Raw genomic sequence first — 17563 nt, forward strand, 5'->3', positions numbered from 1 at the left:
CCGACGCTGCGATTCGGAGAGGTCAGGACGCGCGCGCGATGCGACCGAGTACTCCGTGCACAAACGGGCCGGACTCGTCGGCCGAGTATTCCTTGGCGAGATCAACGGCCTCATCGATGGCCACGGCGGCGGGCACCTCGTCGTTGTAGAGGATCTCCCACACAGCGATGCGGAGCACCGCGCGGTCGACCGCCGGCATCCGTTCCAAGGACCAGTCCTTGGCGAACGTGGTGATCTGCTCGTCGATGGCGTCGCCGTTGTCGATGACGCCGTCGACGATCTCACGGGCGTACAACCAGGACGCTTCGCGCGAGGGTTCGCTCGCAGCGCGTTTGGCCTCAGCGGCCAGCACCGTCGCGACCTGATCGCCACGAACGTCGGCCTGAAAGAGGATGTCGAGCGCGCGTTTGCGCGCCTTCGTGCGTGCACTCATAAGTGGGCGCGGCCCGATCAGCTGATGCGGCCGAGGTAGTCACCCGTGCGGGTGTCGACCTTGACCTTGGTGCCGGTTTCGAGGAACAGCGGAACCTGGATCTCGTACCCGGTCTCTACTGTCGCAGGCTTGGTGCCCGCCGACGAGCGGTCACCCTGCAGACCGGGCTCGGTGTACGTGATCTCGAGCACGACGGACGCCGGCAGATCGATGTACAGCGGGTTGCCGTTGTTCAGTGCGATCTGGACCTGCTGGTTCTCAAGCAGGAAGTTCGACGCATCGCCGACAACAGCTGCGGGGACGGTGAGCTGGTCGTAGTCCTCGACGTCCATGAAGACGAAGCCTTCGCCGTCGTTGTAGAGGTAGGTGAAATCGCGACGGTCGACGTTCTCGATCTCGATCTTCGCGCCGGCGTTGTACGTGCGGTCGACCGTCTTACCCGAGACGACGTTCTTGAGCTTGGTGCGGACGAACGCGCCACCCTTGCCCGGCTTGACATGCTGGAACTCGATGACGTTCCACAGCTGTCCGTCGATCGAAAGGACGACGCCGTTCTTGATGTCTGCAGTCGAAGCCATGAGGGTGGGAATCCGTTCGTGTCAGTGGGGCGCGGTGTGCATTTCGCACAGCAAAGAGACGCGCCGACGTTCGATTCTACGGGATGCCTCGCCCACAGCCACCGTGAAGGATCGCGGCGAGGCATTCGGACCGTACTCTTCAGCCCGCGGCGACCTGCTCGATTACGTCCAGAAGTGCGAGTGTGGCGGTGGCGTAACCTGAGACGCCCTCGCCGATCACGTGGACAACCGCGACGTCGTGCACGTACGAATGGTGACGAAACGCCTCACGTTCGTAGACGTTCGTGATGTGAACCTCGGCCACCGGCACCGCGACCGCGGTGAGGGCATCCCGCAGGATGACGGAAGTGTGAGTCAGGCCGCTGGGGTTGATGACGATGCCGGCGCAGTCATCGCGCGCGGCGTGGATGGCGTCGATCAGTACGCCTTCGTGATTGCTCTGAACGGCGCGAACTTCGAAGTCGCGGAGGGTCGCGGCATCCGACACAATTCGCTCGACGTCGGTCAGGGTTGCCGTCCCGTAGATCTCGGGCTCACGCGTGCCGAGCAGATTGAGGTTGGGGCCGTTCACGAGCAGCAGGCGGCGCGGGGTCGTCATGCCCCGAACCTAGCGGATGCTTCGCCGCGACCAGATCGCACCTACGCCCCGACCTCTTGGTACGCCGCGAACAGCAATGACTCATCCGGCGCTTGGAGGACGGTGGGCCGCGCGATGTCGTCCAGCACGATGAAGCGCAGCATCCCGCTTCGCGTCTTCTTGTCGCGCTGCATCGTCGCCTTGAGTGTCGCCCATGCCCCGGCGCGGTACGTCGTCGGCAGGCCGAGAGTGGTCAGGATGTCGCGGTGACGCTGGGCTGCGGCATCCGGAAGCCGCCCTGCAAGACGCGAAAGCTCCGCGGCGAAGACCATACCGACCGAGATCGCCGCACCGTGGCGCCAGCGGTAGCGCTCGGCGTGTTCGATCGCGTGTCCGAGTGTGTGCCCATAGTTGAGGATCTCGCGAAGTCCTGCCTCGCGAAAATCGTCGCTGACTACCTTGGCCTTCATGTCGATCGCGAGCTCGATCGTGCGGCGGAAGGCATCGCTGCGCGGATCGGTCGCCGCCTCGTGATCGGCCTCGATCAGGTCGAGAATCTCGGGAGCCCAGATGAAGCCTGCTTTGACGACCTCGGCGTAGCCGGCGACCGTCTCGTGACGCGAAAGCGTGTCGAGCAGGTCGAGATCGCAGATCACGGCCGTCGGGGGCCAGAACGCGCCGACGAGATTCTTGCCCTCGTTGGTGTTGATGCCGGTTTTGCCTCCGACCGCCGCGTCGACCATCCCGAGGACCGTCGTCGGCACCTGAACGACGGCGACGCCGCGCAACCAGGTAGCCGCGACGAAGCCCGCAAGGTCAGTCACCGCTCCCCCGCCGAAGCCGATCACGACGTCGTTGCGCGTGAAGTCTGATTGACCCATGACCTGCCAGCAGAACGAGGCAACCTCGATGCGCTTGCCCTGCTCGGCATCGGGAATCTCGGCCAGCAGCACCTGCCTGTCGCCGCCAAGGTGTGCGCGCAAGCTCTCGGCCTGCGCCGACAGCGTCGGCGGGTGAACGATGAGCACTTTGCGCGCGTCGGGGGGCAGGACGTCGCCGAGTGTCGACAGGATGCCGCGGCCCACGGTGATGTCGTACTGCGCGTCGCCGCTCACACTGATCGTCGTCGTATCGCTCACACGTTCTCCTCGTCTTCGGTGCTGCGCACCCACTGGGTCACGGCATCAACCACGTCCTGCAAGGGGCCGTGGGAGGTGTCGAATGTGGCATCCGCCAGTTCTTCGTAGATGGGCAGTCGCTCGCGGTAGATGTCGTTCCACCGCGCGGCGGCATCCTCGCCCTGCAGGAGCGGGCGTAGCGAGCCCTTCACCCGCGCTGCGACGATTGTCGACTCGACGGTCAGCAGAGCGACCCGGTGGTGGGCGAGATCTGCGCGGGTTGCTGCATCCAGCACGGCTCCTCCCCCGAGAGACACGACGCCACCTGTAGCGAGACCCTCGCGGACAGCCGCGCGTTCCAACTCGCGGAAGTGCGCTTCTCCGGACGTCGCGAATATGTCTTCGATCGGACCGTGGGCCAGTTTGACCGCAATGTCGGAGTCGAAGAACGGGCGACCCAACCGCTTCGCGACACGCCGACCGACGCTTGTCTTGCCGGCGCCCATCGGCCCGATCAGGACGACCGTGCTAAAGGGCGAGGTCATTGGCCAGCGCGGCGTCGCTCGCGTCGGTGGTGCGTAGCGTCGCGGGTATCGCCGCGAGGTAGCTTTGAAGGTTGCGGCGCGTCTCGCCGACGCTGTCGCCACCGAACTTCTCGAGCACCACTTCAGCCAGCACGATCGCGACCATCGCCTCGGCGACCACACCTGCGGCCGGGACGGCGCACACATCAGAACGCTGGTGGTGGGCGGCCGCAGTGTCGCCGGTGGAGACATCCACCGTGCGCAAAGCCTTGGGAATCGTGGCGATGGGCTTCATACCCGCACGCACGCGCAGCACCGTGCCTGTAGACATTCCGCCTTCGGTACCGCCGGCCTTGTCGGACGAGCGCGTGATGCCATCGTCGGTGACGAAGAGTTCGTCGTGTGCGGCCGAACCGCGACGCCGAGTGGTCTCGAAGCCGTCGCCGACCTCGACACCCTTGATCGCCTGAATGCTCATGATCGCGTGCGCAAGCTTCGCATCGAGGCGGCGATCCCAGTGCACATGCGAGCCGAGCCCGGGCGGCAGGCCGTACGCGAGCACCTCGACGATTCCGCCGAGGGTGTCGCCGTCCTTGCGGGCGGCGTCGACTTCGGCGACCATCGCTTCGGAGGTGGCCGGGTCGAAGCAGCGCAACAGGTCGGCGTCGAGCGTGTCGACGTCGTCGGGCGTCGGCAATGCCGAGCCGTCGGGCACCCGCACCGGCCCGATTGAGAGTGTGTGGCTGACCAGTCGGATGCCGAGCTCGCCCAAAAAGCCACGGGCGACGGCACCGAGGGCAACACGAGCGGCGGTCTCACGCGCGCTCGCCCGTTCGAGAATTGGCCGTGCTTCATCGAAGTCGTACTTCTGCATGCCGACGAGGTCGGCGTGGCCTGGGCGCGGACGCGTCAGGGCGGCGCCACGACCGCGGGACTTGTCGGTGAGATCCACAGGGTCGGGGCTCATCACCTCAACCCACTTCGGCCACTCGGTGTTCCCGATACGCAGGGCGATCGGGCTACCGAGACTGAGGCCGTGGACGACGCCGGACGAGATCGAAAGCTCGTCCTCCTCGAACTTCATTCGCGAACCGCGGCCATAGCCGAGCTTGCGACGGGCGAGGTCGGCTTGGATCGCGGCACGGGAGATCGGCACGCCCGAGGGCAGGCCTTCCATGATGGCGACGAGTTCTGGGCCGTGCGATTCGCCGGCCGTGAGCACGCGGAGCATTGCTCTAGTCTCCCACGACCGCCAGGCGCATCGCGGCGAGGACGAGGACTTCGTCATCGACGGCAACATCCGGGTCGCCGTGAACGAAGATGCGCACCTGCACGAGAGCCTGGTGCAGCAGCATCCCGAGCCCCGAGACGGCGCTTCTGCCCGCGCTCTCCCATGCGCTCGCGAGGGGCGTCGGCCACGTGCCGTAGACGACGTCCAGCAGGAATCCGCCTGATTCTGCGAGGGACTGGGCTGCGGCATCCGCTATCCGAACATCACCCGGAAGAGTCGAAATCGTCACGTCTGCGTGGGCGAAAGAGCTTTCGGCGAAGGATGCTGCCACCACGGTGACCCCGAGGCGGTCACCGAGTTCGACAAGAGGCAGGACTGCGTCCGGCCTGCGCGCGACCACGTGGATCGAACGCGCGCCCAGCGTGGCCAGTGCGACCAACGCGGAACTCGCCGTCGCGCCGGCGCCGACGATGCGCGCACGATCGACCGATTCGATCGACGAGTCTCGCAACGCGCCGATAAGCCCATCGACGTCGGTGTTGAAGCCGCGCGGGCCGACTGTCGTCGCGCGCAGCGTGTTGACGGCGCCTGTCAGTTCAGCCCGCGGGTGACGGCTCGTCGCGGCGGCAAACGCCTTCGCCTTCAACGGATAGGTCACCGATAGCCCGCGCCACGATGTTTCGGCGGTGTTCAATGTCGCACCGAAGGAATGCTCGTCGACCCGACGTCCGTCATACGACCAATCAAGGCCGAGCACTGCGTAGGCAGCACGGTGAATCACGGGTGACTTGCTGTGCGCAATCGGGTCACCCCACACCTCGAGGCTGGTCGAGTGCTCGTTCAGCACCCGGAACCTGGGTTATCCGCGCACCACGACAACCACTGCTCTACGGCGCGATTGTGGTCGGCGTAATTGGAGGTGAACACCGTCTCGCCGGTGTTGAGGTTCACCGTCACGAAGTACAGCCAATCGCCCTCGGGTGGGTTCATCGCCGCTTCGATCGCGACGTCTCCGGGGTTGGCGATCGGCCCGACCGGCAATCCCTGTAGCACGTACGTGTTCCACGGGTTGTTGTCGTATTGCGCCTCTTCGGAGGTGCTGACGCTCCCGGCGTTCAACTCGCCGTAGCCGTACTGCGCGGTCGAGTCCATCTGCAGGTAGCCGAACGTCTCTTGGTTGTTCGGATCCATTCGGTTCTGGATGACCCGCGACACCTTCGCCATGTCTTCGGCGTAGCGCGCTTCGCGCTGAATGATCGCGGCGGTCGTGAGGATCTCTTGGCGCCGTTCGACGGGCACACCCGCGCCGTCGAGCGAGCTGATCGTTCGATTCACCAGGGTCTGGATGACCTCAGGCGCGGTGACCCCGGGATTGAAGGTGTACATCGCGGGGAACAGCCAGCCCTCGAGCGGGTTACCGCCCGCTGCGACGACTGCCTGATCGACCGGAATACCGTAGGCGGCGGGGTCGGCCACGGCGGCATTCAGGTCTTCGAGCGGGATCCCCACGCCGTCGGCGAGGATCGTCAGTGTTTGATCAACGGTCAGGCCTTCGGGAATGAGAGCGGAATTCTCGAGCCTATTCGCTGGATCCTGCAAAGCCGCGAGAGCGGCAGCGGAGGTCATCTTCTGCTGCATTGCGTACACGCCGGGGTAGAACGTGGGGTTCTGCGACGTCTTGATGAGCATGTCGTAGAACGACGTCGGGGTCATCGTCACGCCTGCGTCGAACAGCGACTGCGAGATCGTCGTGGGGATGTCACCCTCGTTGATCGTCAGGACCGCTTCGCCCGTGGCGAGCCCGTCCGCGTAGTCATTGGGCTCTTCCCACCCCATGAGTTCGCGGATGTTGTCTTCGTAGTTGCTCCACACGTAGAACCCGCCAGCGATGATTCCGCCGATCAGGGCCAGCACGACGCCGAGGGCGATCCAGCCGCCGATGCGTCGCTTGCGCTTGTCACGCGGAGGAGGCACCGATCCGAGGTCATCGGTCGAGACACTGCCGGTGAAGAGATCTTCCAGCGTCGATCCCGTAGGAGTCTCGGTGGAGCGCGAGGCCGCTGCCATCGCGATCGGCCCGGACCCGGTGCGCGCGTAGCCAGTGCCCGGTGCAGACGCAGCGCTGTAGCGATTCGCTCCCCCGCGCGCCGCGCCGGCCAAGAGCCAGGCATCCGCCGGGTCGTGCTCCTCTACGGGTGGAACCGACGCAGGCGCTGAAACAGGCGCTGACGCGGGTGCTGAAACGGGCTCAGGGGTCTGCGGCGCGGAAGGTGTTGTCGGTGCGACAGGGCCCGTCTGGCCGTTTGCCGCCTCTCGCGCAGCGCGTCGTGAGAGCGGCGCGGTGCTCTTCGACGACGGTGGCGCGTCACGTGCGGTTGGCGACTCGACGGACGGAGGTGAGGCGGCATCGCGTGCGCGAGGGTCGGGAAGCTTGCCGAACAGTTCCGCGAACGGATCGTCGAATGTGGGATCGGGCATATTCAGGCGGGCTCCTGGAGAACGGGGGTACCGGCCGGGGTGCCTGTGCTCTTCTCGACATCGAGAGCTTGTTGCAGAAGCACGACGGCGGCGACCTGATCCACAATGCTACGAGATGAACGCTGTGATCTGCCCGAATCTCTTAGAACAGCGTGCGCAGAGACCGTGCTCAGGCGCTCATCCACCAGTCGGACAGGAAGGGCGGATGCCTCTGCCAGCGCCGCCGCGAACTCCCGGGAATCGACGGTGGAGGCCGTATCTTCGCCGCGCATGTTGAGGGGCAGCCCGACGAGAATCTCGGTCGCCGAGTACTCGTCTGCGAGCACGAGGATGCGCGCGATCGATCCCTCGTTGCGCGGAACGGTCTCTACCGGCGTGGCCAGAAGCCCGTCAGGATCGCACTTTGCGACGCCGATGCGAGCCCGGCCGACATCGATGCCCAGCCGCGTGCCCCGTCGGAACCCGCTCACACAGCCTCGAGAGCTGCAGTGATGCCCGCGAGGGCCGCGGTGAGTGCCGAAGCATCCGCCCCACCGCCTTGAGCGACGTCATCGCGGCCGCCTCCCCCGCCACCGAGGATCCCGGCGGCGGCCTTTGCGAGTACTCCGGCTTTGGCGCCGGCACTGCGAGCTGCGTCGTTCGTGGCGACGATCACGACGGGCCGTCCGCCCACCTCTGCGCCGATCGCGACGACAGCAGGATCGGTGCCCAGGCGGTCGCGCACCTGGAGCGCGAGCGTGCGGACGTCGTCACCCGAGGCCGCGACTCCGGCATTCTCTGCCACCACGCGGAAGTTGCCAACCGCCGTCGCGGCTCCCGCCAGTTGCGGAGCGCGGTCACCGAGGGCCTTCGCCTCGAACGCAGCGATCTTCTTCTCGGCGGCCTTCAGGCTTGCCGTGAGTTCGGCGATGCGCGCCGGAAGCTGCTCTCTAGGCGTCTTGAGCGTCGAGGTGAGCTGTGAGACGAGAGCCCGCTCTGCGGCGAGCGATCGGAAGGCGTCAAGGCCGACGAGCGCTTCCACGCGACGGTTGGATGCTCCGACCGACGATTCGCCGACGAGGTTGATGAGTCCGATCTGGGCGCTCGCAGCAACGTGCGTGCCACCGCAGAGCTCGCGTGACCAGGGGCCACCGATGTCGACCATGCGGACCACCTCGCCGTACTTTTCACCGAACAGCGCCTGTGCGCCGAGGGCCTTCGCCTCGTCTAGCGCGAGCACTCGCGTGGTGACCTCGAGGTTGTCGCGCACGGCGTTGTTGGCGATCTCTTCGATCTCGCTCTTCGTCGAGTCCGAAAGGGCTTGACCCCACGAGAAGTCGAATCGTAAGTAGCCGGCGCGGTTCAGCGAACCAGCCTGTGTCGCGGTCTTGCCCAGGGTGTCCCGGAGTGCGGCATGTACCAGATGGGTCGCGGAGTGCGCCTGCTGTGCCGCACGGCGGTTTACAGCATCCACCACCGTCGTCGCCGGCTGGCCCACGCCGACTTCTCCGGTGGTCACTTCCACGGTGTGGCTGATCAGGCCGGCGACCGGCCGCTGCACGTCGAGAACCTCGAGTTCGAAGCCGGGGCCGACGATGACACCCTTATCGGCGACCTGTCCACCGGACTCGGCGTACAGGGCGGTCTCCGCGAGAATGACCTCGGCGATCTGGCCGCTCGTTGCGCGATCGACCGACACGCCGTCGACGAGGATCCCGAGAATGCTCGATTCGGTTTCGAGGTCGGTGAAGCCGGTGAAGATCGTCTCGCCCTGCGCGCGCAGATCGCGGTAGACGCTTGTATCGGCCAGCTGGCGCTTGCGCGCGCGAGCGTCAGCCTTCGCCCGGGTGCGCTGCTCGAGCATGAGCTCATCGAATGCCGCGCGATCGACGGTGAGACCCGCCTCTTCGGCGATCTCGAGCGTGAGGTCGATCGGGAAGCCGTAGGTGTCGTGGAGGAGGAATGCCTCCGGGCCACCGATGGTCGGGCGGCCCGTTGCCTTCGCGTCCGCGACGGAGTCGTCGAGAAGTACCTCACCCGCGGCGAGCGTGCGCAGGAACGTCGCCTCTTCGGCGAGGGCGTACTGCTCGATGCGCGCGTAGTCCTCGACCACGATCGGGTAAGCGTCTTTCATCGCGTCGCGGGACGCAGCGAAGAGATCCTTGAAGGTCGGTCCGTCGACACCGAGCAGTCGCATCGAACGGATCGCGCGACGCATGAGGCGGCGCAGGATGTACCCGCGACCGTCGTTCGAGGGCGTGACGCCGTCCGAGAGAAGCATCAGCGATGAGCGCACGTGGTCGGCGACGACCCGGAAACGGACGTCGTCCTCGTGTACCGCGCCGTAGGTGCGTCCCGAGAGCTCCACAGCCTTGTCAAGGACCGGCCGCACCTGGTCGGTCTCGTACATGTTGTCGACGCCCTGCTTGATGAACGCGACGCGCTCGAGACCCATGCCGGTGTCGATGTTCTTGTTCGGCAGCTCCCCCGCGATGTCGAAGTCGTACTTCGACTGCACGTTGGTGATCTCGTACTGCATGAACACGAGGTTCCAGATCTCGACGTAGCGGTCATCGTCGGTGGCGGGGCCGCCATCGACGCCGTACGCGGGACCACGGTCGAAGAAGATCTCGGAGCACGGTCCCGCGGGGCCGGGCAGGCCGGTCGACCAGTAGTTCGTGTCTTTCCCAAGACGCTGGATGCGCTCTTCGGGCAGGTTCGTGAGCGTCAGCCAGAGGTCGTGCGCTTCATCGTCGTCTTCGTAGACGGTGACCCACAGATCCTTGGGGTCGAACCCGAGGCCGCCCTCTGCGTCGGGGGTCGTCAGCAGCTCCCACGCGAAGCGGATGGCACCCTCTTTGAAGTAGTCGCCGAACGACCAGTTGCCGAGCATCTGGAAGAACGTGCCGTGGCGGGGCGTGTGACCGACTTCCTCGATGTCGAGCGTGCGCAGGCACTTCTGCACGTCCGCCGCGCGCTTGTAGGGCGCGGGCACGTCGCCACTCAGGTACGGGATGAAGGGCACCATGCCGGCGACGGTGAACAGGAGAGCCGGATCATCGGTGACGAGAGAGGCCGACGGCACGATGACGTGGCCGTTCTTCTCGAAGTAGTCCAGGTAGCGCTGAGCGATCTCGGCGGTCTTCATGCGTGGGGATTCCTCAAGAATGCGCGGCGCGAAGCGCGCCGAAGCGACGGGTGAAGAGAGTCAGTCGGTGAGCTTGCGTGCCGCGTCGTTCGCGGAATCGAGAGCGTCGGATGCGGCGTTCTTGACGGTTCCGGCGGCATCGGATGCTACGTCCTTGACAGCGCCTGCGGCGTCGGCGGCGGCATCCTTTACTTCTTCAACGATGCCGGCGAAGCGGGACTCCTGCTCGCGGTAGGCGTCACCGATGCGGTCGGTGAACTCGCTGATACGCGCGTCGACCTCGGCGAGAACCTCGTGACCTCGCGGGTCTTTGTTGACCACATGTGCCAGAACGAACCCACCGGCGATGCCGAACAGGAACCAGAACACATTCTTCATGACACCACTCCCTCGCGGGCCGCCAGCGCGCGGCACCTGTCCATCGTAGGCGGAAACGCCGAAGGGCGCCGGGTTTCCCCGACGCCCTTCGATCTTGCGAAATCTCGCTAGCGCGCCGCGTAATACTCAACAACGAGCTGGACGTCACAGACGACCGGAACCTCGGCGCGCTTGGGGCGACGCACGAGACGGGACTGCAGCTTGTCGAGCTCGACCTCGATGTAAGCCGGAACCGGGGGCAGGACGTCGGCGTGACCGCCGGCTGCTGCAACCTGGAAGGGCTCTGTGCCCTCGGACTTTGCGCGGACGTGGATGAGCTGACCCGGCTTCACGCGGAAGGAGGGGCGGTCCACGGTCTCGCCGTCAACGAGGATGTGACGGTGCACGACGAGCTGGCGAGCCTGTGCCGTGGTGCGGGCGAAACCCGAGCGGAGCACGAGGGCGTCCAGACGCATTTCGAGCAGCTCGACCAGGTTCTCACCGGTCAGGCCGTCCTTGCGACGTGCCTCGTTGAAGGTGTTGCGCATCTGCTTCTCGCGGATGCCGTACTGCTCGCGCAGACGCTGCTTCTCGCGAAGGCGGACGGCGTAGTCGCTGTCCTGCTTGCGCTTGGTGCGGCCGTGCTCGCCCGGAGCGTAGGGACGCTTCTCGAGGTAGCGGGCGGCCTTGGGGGTAAGGGCGATGCCGAGAGCGCGCGAGAGGCGCACCTTGCGGCGGTCCTGGGACTTCGTTGCCACGAAGATTCCTTCCAATGACGCGGCCGTGTCTTTCACGGCTCGCGGACGTATCGCCTCTCTTCGCCCTTCTGGACTGCACGCCGGGGCACGCCGGAAGGTAGTGAAGAAGAGAGGGGATGCCCGAAAACTCCGTTTCGTGCCGGTCAAGTCTAGCATCTGCCGGACTTCGCCCCGATCAGCCCTCAGTTTCCTTCGAGGATCTTTCGGATCTTCTCGAGACGAGCCTGAACGTCGCGTTCTGCGCCGTGGTTCGTGGGCTCGTAGTAGCGGCGGCCAGTGAGCTCGTCGGGCAGATGTTGTTGCGCGACGACGCCGATGTCGGAGTCGTGCGGATACACGTAGCCCTTGCCGTGGCCGAGGCGCTTCGCACCGGGATAGTGCGCGTCCCGCAGCGGCGGGGGAACCCGCCCGAACCCGCCAGCGCGAACATCGGCGATGGCCTTGTCGATGGCGAGGTACGCGGCGTTGGATTTGGCGGTCGTCGCGAGGTAGGCGGTGGCCTCGGCGAGAGGGATGCGCCCCTCGGGCATGCCGATGAACTGCACGGCGTCTGCGGCGGCGATCGCGAGCGGCAGCGCATGCGGATCGGCAAGCCCGATGTCTTCGGCCGCAGAGATGATCAGCCGGCGGGCAATGAACCGGGGGTCCTCCCCCGCCTCGATCATGCGCGCGAGGTAGTGCATTGCTGCGTCGACATCCGATCCGCGGATGGATTTGATGAACGCGCTGATGACGTCGTAGTGCTCGTCCCCTTGTCGGTCATACCGCAGGAGCGCTCGATCGACGGCCTGTGAGATCTGCTCAGGTGTGATCGCTGGCACGTCGTCCGCGTCTTCGGCGTCGCCGGCGAGGCCGGCGGCGGCCTCGAGAGTCGTCAGTGCCCGCCGCGCATCACCCGACGCCAGTCGCACGATCGCATCTCGGGCTTCATCGGTCAGAGTTACGGCACCAGCGAGTCCCCGCGCATCCGTCACAGCGCGCTCGAGCAGGGTCGAGACGTCCGCGTCCGTCAGCGGTTTGAGCGTGAGCAGAAGCGACCGCGAGAGGAGCGGCGAGATTACCGAGAACGAGGGGTTCTCGGTTGTCGCGGCGATCAGCACGACCCAGCCATTCTCGACACCCGGTAGTAGGGCGTCTTGCTGGGCTTTGGTGAAGCGGTGGATCTCGTCAAGGAACAGGATTGTCGACTGCCCGTACAGATCGCGCTGGGTGAGTGCCTCCTGCATGACTTCGCGCACGTCTTTGACACCAGCCGTCACCGCCGACAGTTCCACGAACCGTCGGCCCGATGAGCGGGCGATCGCTTGCGCAAGAGTGGTCTTTCCGGTCCCGGGAGGTCCCCACAGAATGACGGATGCTGCGGCCCGGGTCGAAGCATCCGGATCGGCGAGCGCCACTAACGGTGAACCGCGGCGCAGCAGGTGATCTTGCCCTGCGACTTCGTCCAGTGAGGTCGGACGCATGCGCACAGCGAGGGGTGTCTGCCCTTGGAAGAGCGCGGTCTGTCCTTGCACTTAACCAGGCTAGTCGCGACCGCCGACGCGGCGGGGCGCTGCTTATGTCGGCGCGAGGTTTGGTCGGCGCCGCTCGCACTGCATAGGATCAACGCGGCCCAGGATGCCCTGGGAAGAGGGAGGACCCGTGACGACCGGTGGCAAAGACCGCGGTAGCCGTGAGGCCCGTGAGCGCGCACGCGTCTACCAGGCCCGCCAGGCCTTCCACGACGGTCGGCAGCGTCGCCGCGTCCGCGACAACCTGATTGCGGCCATCGCCGGTGGCGCAGTAATTCTCGCCATCGTGATTGCGCAGACGGTGTATTTCACCGCCGGCCCGGGTGCGCCGTCGCCGACTCCCACGACGTCGTCCACGCCGACTCTCTCACCTACGCCGACGGTGAGTGAGACTCCGAGCCCTGAGCCGAGCGCAAGCGAATAACGTCGCGATAGGCTTGTTGTCGTCCATCCCCCACAGGCGGCAAGCGCCGCATTGAGGTGCATCCCGTGACTGCTAACGCAGAAGCCACCCCCGAATCCACTCCTGAATCCGTCGCCGACAGCGCAGCTTCCGATCCCGTCACAGAAGATGTGATCGTCACGGCTGAACCTGAGGTCGACGCACCGCTCGAAGCTGACGCTGAGCACGACCCGTCCACGCCGGACGTAGACGTCGCGGCCAGCGAGCCCGAGGTCAGCGAGTCAGAGGCCGAGGCATCCGAGGTCGCAGACCTGACACCCGCCTCGTCGAAAGAACCCTGGGGCAAGGTCGACGAAGACGGCACCGTCTCTGTCCGCGAAGCGGCGGGGTGGCGCGTTGTCGGACAGTATCCCGACGGATCCGCCGAAGAAGCACTCGCCTACTTCGAGCGCAAGTACTCCGATCTCGCCAGCGAGGTCGGGCTGCTCGAGGTTCGTCACCATCGTGGCGGAGCTTCGGCGTCCGACATCCGTTCGGCAGCCCGCATCGTCGAAGGAAAACTGAAGGATGCTGCGGCCGTTGGTGACCTCGCGAGCTTGGAGGCACGTGTCGCCAAGCTTTCGCAGGCGCTCAGCGCCGCCTCAGCAACCGAGGCCGCTGCCAATCGTGAAGCGGTAGACGCCGCCGTGCGCGAGCGTACCGAGCTTGTGGAGAAGGCCGAGGCGCTAGCCGCGCGCGACCCGAAGTCGGTGCAGTGGAAGCAGGCGTCGGCTGATCTCTCGGCGATGTTTGACCAGTGGCAGGCGCACCAGCAGAACGGCCCGCGGCTACCGAAGACGACCGGCCAGCAACTGTGGAAGCGATTCCGTGACGCCCGCGCGATCGTCGACAAGAACCGCCGTGAGTTCTACGCGCAGCTCGACGACGCTCACAAGTCGGTGCGTGACCGCAAGACCAAGCTCGTCGAGAAGGCTGAGGCCCTCGCACCCAAGGGTGAGGAGGGGATCGGCGCCTACCGGGATCTGCTCGAGGAGTGGAAGAGCGCAGGCCGTGCCGGCAAGAAGGCTGATGACGCACTGTGGGCCCGGTTCAAGGCCGCGGGTGACGCACTCTACGGCGCGCGGATCGAGCGTGAAGCGGCCGATGTCCAGGCGTCCCGCGAGAAGATCGACGCGAAGCGTGAACTCCTCGTCGAGGCGCGCACTGTGGCCGACGAGTCCGACATCGCCAAGGCGCGCGCCCTGCTGACCAGCGTGCAGCGCCGATGGGATGACATCGGCCGTGTCTTCCCGCGCGACGTCGAGCGTGGGCTTGACGACGACCTTCGGAAGATCGAGCAGGCCCTACGCACGCGCGAAGAGTCCGATTGGAAGCGCAACAACCCCGAGACGAAGGCGCGTGCCAACGACATGACGCGCCAGCTGACCGAGGCGATCGGCAAGTTGGAGGACGAGCTTACGGCGGCGAAGGCATCCGGCGACAAGCGTGCGATCGCTGCGGCGAGCGAGGCCCTCGACGCACGTCGCGCATGGCTGACGGCGTTGGGTGGCTGACCGCTCCTCCTCGTGATCAAGAACGGCCGGGTTGTCCACAACCCGGCCGTTCCGCGTATCGGGGCAGGTCTCGCTCCTGCACACTTCGATACATGGCATCTCCGTTCTTGTACTTCGCTGGCGACCGTCTTTCGGTCGCCGAACTTTCCGCTGCGCGACTGGATGGCGACCTCGTTGAGCTCGGCGATGCCTACATTCCGGCTGACGCCGTCGAGACCCGTGGACTTCGAGCAGGGTCGCTCCGCGGCACGCTCGGGGTCACGCTCGCTGCGACGCACCTGAGCGCGGCGTGGATCCACGGGGGTGTGGACGAGCCGCCCGCGCGGCACACCGTGCAACGCGCGGTGAGCCGACGGGTGAATCACGTTCTGAGCCGCCGAATCGTCTATCGCGACACCAATGTCGCTCTTGACGATCTGCTCTTGATCGGCGGGGTGTGGGTCACCACACCCGAGCGCACGCTCGTCGACTTAGCTCGGGTGAATGACGACCTTCATGCGTGCGCTGCGCGTCAGATGTCGGAGCGATTCCCCGGTCTCCGCGCGGAGTCGATCGCGTGGCTCAAGAGGAGTGGAGTACTCCCCCACAAGCGGCCCGCCCTGGCGTTTCTCCAGGGTTTGGGCGAGCGTGAATCCGCTATGACGACGTGACGCGGTACACGTCGTAGACGGCGTCGATGCGCCGAACGGCGTTGAGCACACGCTCAAGGTGAACGATGTCTCCCATCTCGAAAACGAAACGACTGAGCGCCAGGCGGTCGTTGGTCGTCGAAACGGTGGCCGAAAGGATGTTGACGTGGTGCTCACTCAGCACGCGCGTCACATCGCTGAGCAGGCCCGAACGGTCGAGGGCCTCGATCTGAATCTGCACGAGGAAGATGCTCTTGGTGGTAGGTGCCCACTCGACATCGATGATGCGGTCGGGGTCATCCAGCAGTGACTTCACATTCGTGCAATCCCCACGGTGCACCGACACGCCGCTTCCCCGTGTGACGAAGCCGATGATCTGATCGCCAGGAACCGGGGTGCAACACTTCGCGAGCTTTACCAGGATGTCCGGAGCGCCGCGCACCAGTACCCCGGAGTCCCCCCCGCGAGGCGCGCGTGGGCGCCCTACTTGCGGCATCTCGATCGGGCCGGTCGCCGTCTCGTTGGCGCTGATCAGCGCCGTGACCTTCTCGATCACCGACTGAGTCGACACGTGCCCTTCGCCGACGGCGGCGTACAGGGCAGAGACGTCCTCGTAACGAAGTTGCTGGGCGACCTCGGTGAACGAGTCCTGGTTCATCAACCGCTGCAGCGGGAGGTTCTGGCGCCGCATCGCACGTGCGATGGCTTCCTTGCCTTGCTCTAGCGCCTCTTCACGGCGCTCCTTGGTGAACCATCCGCGAATCTTGCTGCGCGCTCGGGTGCTCTTGACGAATCCGAGCCAGTCCTGACTGGGGCTCGCATCCGGATTCTTCGAGGTGAACACCTCGACGACGTCGCCGCTGACAAGCTCGGATTCCAGCGGAACGAGGCGTCCGTTGACCTTCGCACCCATGGTACGGTGGCCGACCTCGGTATGCACCGCGTAGGCGAAGTCCACCGGCGTCGCGCCGGTGGGAAGGCCGATGACCCTCCCCTTCGGGGTGAAGACGTAGACCTCTTTTGCGCCGATCTCGAACCGGAGCGAATCGAGGAACTCCCCCGGGTCGGCCGTTTCGGCCTGCCAGTCCGAGATATGCGCGAGCCACGCCATGTCGGCATCCACCGACTTGGCTCCGGCCTTGCCGCCCGCCTGACGTTCCTTGTACTTCCAGTGCGCGGCAACACCGAACTCGGCCTGCTGATGCATTTCGTTCGTACGGATCTGGATCTCGACTGTGCGACCGCCCGGACCGATGACCGTGGTGTGAAGCGACTGGTACAGGTTGAACTTCGGGGTGGCGATGTAGTCCTTGAACCGACCAGGCAGCGGCGTCCAGCGGGCGTGGATGGCACCCAGGACCGCATAGCAGTCGCGGACGCTCCCCACGAGGATGCGGATGCCGATGAGGTCGTAGATGTCGTCGAACTCGCGGCCCCGCACGACCATCTTCTGGTACACGGAGTAGAGCTGTTTGGGGCGGCCCATCACGCGTCCACGGATGCGCAGTGTGCGTAGATCCTCGTCGACGGAATCGATCACGTTTTGGACGTACTGTTCGCGCTGCGGTGTGCGCTGCTTGACGAGACTTTCGATCTCGACGTAGAGCTTGGGATGCAGCACCGCGAACGAGAGGTCTTCGAGCTCGGACTTGATCGCCTGAATGCCAAGACGGTGTGCCAGCGGAGCGTAGATCTCGAGAGTCTCGGTGGCCTTTTTGTGCGCCTTCTCGGGCGGAACGAATCCCCACGTCCTCGCGTTGTGCAGGCGGTCGGCCAGCTTGATCAGGAGCACGCGAATGTCTCGCGACATCGCAACGATCATCTTGCGGACGGTCTCTGCCTGCGCGCTTTCGCCGTACTTGACCTTGTCGAGTTTGGTGACGCCATCCACGAGCATTGCGACCTCATCACCGAACTCGGCGGTGAGAGTGTCGAGGGCGTACCCGGTGTCTTCGACCGTGTCGTGCAGCAGGGCGGCAGCGATCGCCTTCGGGCCGAGGCCCAGCTCGGCCAGGATCTGCGCCACCGCGAGCGGGTGCGTGATGTACGGCTCGCCGCTTTGACGCGTCTGCCCCGCGTGGGCGACATCAGCCGTCGCATACGCACGCTCGATGATCGACAGATCACCCTTGGGGTGGTGTGTGCGAACGGTGCGAAGCAATTGCTCCACACCGTCGCGACGAACCGAACGAGAGAAGATCCTCGGCACCAGGCGCCGGAGTGACGAAGACTGCGCGGGAGGGACGGTCTCAGTCACCTGTCTCCTCCCTCCGCCGGATCACTCAA

17 protein-coding genes are annotated in these 17563 nt (G+C 65.6%); 3 read left to right on the top strand and 14 right to left on the bottom strand.

Annotated elements, in window-relative coordinates; all coding sequences use genetic code 11:
• Positions 1-22: 22 nt before the first annotated feature.
• The 13 genes from nusB to LG299_RS01555 form a co-directional block, all read right to left on the bottom strand.
• Positions 23-433, bottom strand: coding sequence for a transcription antitermination factor NusB (gene nusB / locus LG299_RS01495; RefSeq protein ID WP_404432849.1), 411 nt, complete (start codon positions 431-433; stop codon positions 23-25).
• 17 nt (positions 434-450) lie between these two features.
• Entirely contained in the window at positions 451-1011 is a 561-nt protein-coding gene (gene efp / locus LG299_RS01500) for an elongation factor P (protein ID WP_404432851.1), read from the bottom strand.
• Positions 1012-1150: 139 nt separating this feature from the next.
• Positions 1151-1609, bottom strand: coding sequence for a type II 3-dehydroquinate dehydratase (aroQ, locus tag LG299_RS01505; RefSeq protein WP_404432853.1), 459 nt, complete (start codon positions 1607-1609; stop codon positions 1151-1153).
• 41 nt (positions 1610-1650) lie between these two features.
• Positions 1651-2727: a 3-dehydroquinate synthase gene (gene aroB, locus LG299_RS01510; RefSeq protein ID WP_404432855.1), complete on the bottom strand. Its 1077-nt coding sequence runs from the start codon at positions 2725-2727 to the stop codon at positions 1651-1653.
• The gene (locus tag LG299_RS01515; RefSeq protein ID WP_404432857.1) at positions 2724-3251 is read right to left on the bottom strand and encodes a shikimate kinase; all 528 of its coding nucleotides are present in this window, start codon (positions 3249-3251) and stop codon (positions 2724-2726) included. Before LG299_RS01515 ends, aroB begins: the two co-directional genes overlap by 4 nt.
• Positions 3235-4461 (bottom strand): chorismate synthase, encoded by a 1227-nt coding sequence (gene aroC / locus LG299_RS01520; RefSeq protein ID WP_404432859.1) that lies wholly within the window; start codon positions 4459-4461, stop codon positions 3235-3237. The genes LG299_RS01515 and aroC overlap by 17 nt, the downstream gene beginning before the upstream one ends.
• 4 nt (positions 4462-4465) lie before the next feature.
• Positions 4466-5308 carry a shikimate dehydrogenase gene (locus LG299_RS01525; RefSeq protein WP_404432861.1) on the bottom strand — a complete coding sequence of 281 codons (843 nt, stop codon included), beginning with the start codon at positions 5306-5308 and terminating at the stop codon, positions 4466-4468.
• Entirely contained in the window at positions 5302-6939 is a 1638-nt protein-coding gene (mltG, locus tag LG299_RS01530; protein ID WP_404432863.1) for an endolytic transglycosylase MltG, read from the bottom strand. The genes LG299_RS01525 and mltG overlap by 7 nt, the downstream gene beginning before the upstream one ends.
• 2 nt (positions 6940-6941) lie before the next feature.
• Complete coding sequence (gene ruvX / locus LG299_RS01535; RefSeq protein WP_404432865.1) at positions 6942-7409, bottom strand: Holliday junction resolvase RuvX; 468 nt, start codon at positions 7407-7409, stop codon at positions 6942-6944.
• On the bottom strand, positions 7406-10066 hold the full coding sequence (gene alaS / locus LG299_RS01540; RefSeq protein ID WP_404432867.1) for an alanine--tRNA ligase: 2661 nt from the start codon (positions 10064-10066) through the stop codon (positions 7406-7408). Before alaS ends, ruvX begins: the two co-directional genes overlap by 4 nt.
• A gap of 60 nt (positions 10067-10126) precedes the next feature.
• A complete protein-coding gene (locus tag LG299_RS01545; protein WP_404432869.1) occupies positions 10127-10444 on the bottom strand; it encodes an ATPase in 318 nt (105 codons plus the stop codon).
• 107 nt (positions 10445-10551) lie between these two features.
• Positions 10552-11181 carry a 30S ribosomal protein S4 gene (gene rpsD, locus LG299_RS01550; protein ID WP_404432871.1) on the bottom strand — a complete coding sequence of 210 codons (630 nt, stop codon included), beginning with the start codon at positions 11179-11181 and terminating at the stop codon, positions 10552-10554.
• 182 nt (positions 11182-11363) lie between these two features.
• Complete coding sequence (locus LG299_RS01555; protein ID WP_404434764.1) at positions 11364-12644, bottom strand: replication-associated recombination protein A; 1281 nt, start codon at positions 12642-12644, stop codon at positions 11364-11366.
• A 154-nt stretch (positions 12645-12798) separates the two neighbouring features.
• Here LG299_RS01555 and LG299_RS01560 point away from each other — a divergent pair, with 154 nt between their 5' ends.
• From LG299_RS01560 to LG299_RS01570, 3 genes are all read left to right on the top strand, one after another.
• A complete protein-coding gene (locus tag LG299_RS01560) occupies positions 12799-13116 on the top strand; it encodes a dioxygenase (RefSeq protein WP_404432873.1) in 318 nt (105 codons plus the stop codon).
• A 65-nt stretch (positions 13117-13181) separates the two neighbouring features.
• A complete protein-coding gene (locus LG299_RS01565; protein WP_404432875.1) occupies positions 13182-14648 on the top strand; it encodes a DUF349 domain-containing protein in 1467 nt (488 codons plus the stop codon).
• Positions 14649-14740: 92 nt separating this feature from the next.
• Positions 14741-15298, top strand: coding sequence for a type IV toxin-antitoxin system AbiEi family antitoxin (locus LG299_RS01570; protein ID WP_404432877.1), 558 nt, complete (start codon positions 14741-14743; stop codon positions 15296-15298).
• Here LG299_RS01570 and LG299_RS01575 read toward each other — a convergent pair.
• Entirely contained in the window at positions 15285-17534 is a 2250-nt protein-coding gene (locus LG299_RS01575) for a RelA/SpoT family protein (protein WP_404432879.1), read from the bottom strand. The two genes, LG299_RS01570 and LG299_RS01575, sit on opposite strands and share 14 nt — an antisense overlap.
• Between the last annotated feature and the right edge of the window lie 29 nt (positions 17535-17563).

The organism is Microbacterium lacus (assembly GCF_044794305.1).
Classification (GTDB): domain Bacteria; phylum Actinomycetota; class Actinomycetes; order Actinomycetales; family Microbacteriaceae; genus Microbacterium; species Microbacterium lacus_B.

Excerpts from the sequence above, each read along its gene's own strand:
- aroC (WP_404432859.1), bottom strand. The coding sequence starts at position 4,461 with ATGCTCCGCGTGCTCACGGCCGGCGAATCGCACGGCCCAGAACTCGTC.
- nusB (WP_404432849.1), bottom strand. The coding sequence starts at position 433 with ATGAGTGCACGCACGAAGGCGCGCAAACGCGCGCTCGACATCCTCTTT.
- LG299_RS01515 (WP_404432857.1), bottom strand. The coding sequence starts at position 3,251 with ATGACCTCGCCCTTTAGCACGGTCGTCCTGATCGGGCCGATGGGCGCC.
- aroQ (WP_404432853.1), bottom strand. The coding sequence starts at position 1,609 with ATGACGACCCCGCGCCGCCTGCTGCTCGTGAACGGCCCCAACCTCAAT.
- LG299_RS01545 (WP_404432869.1), bottom strand. The coding sequence starts at position 10,444 with ATGAAGAATGTGTTCTGGTTCCTGTTCGGCATCGCCGGTGGGTTCGTT.
- mltG (WP_404432863.1), bottom strand. The coding sequence starts at position 6,939 with ATGCCCGATCCCACATTCGACGATCCGTTCGCGGAACTGTTCGGCAAG.
- LG299_RS01555 (WP_404434764.1), bottom strand. The coding sequence starts at position 12,644 with ATGCGTCCGACCTCACTGGACGAAGTCGCAGGGCAAGATCACCTGCTG.
- LG299_RS01570 (WP_404432877.1), top strand. The coding sequence starts at position 14,741 with ATGGCATCTCCGTTCTTGTACTTCGCTGGCGACCGTCTTTCGGTCGCC.
- efp (WP_404432851.1), bottom strand. The coding sequence starts at position 1,011 with ATGGCTTCGACTGCAGACATCAAGAACGGCGTCGTCCTTTCGATCGAC.
- LG299_RS01560 (WP_404432873.1), top strand. The coding sequence starts at position 12,799 with ATGCCCTGGGAAGAGGGAGGACCCGTGACGACCGGTGGCAAAGACCGC.
- alaS (WP_404432867.1), bottom strand. The coding sequence starts at position 10,066 with ATGAAGACCGCCGAGATCGCTCAGCGCTACCTGGACTACTTCGAGAAG.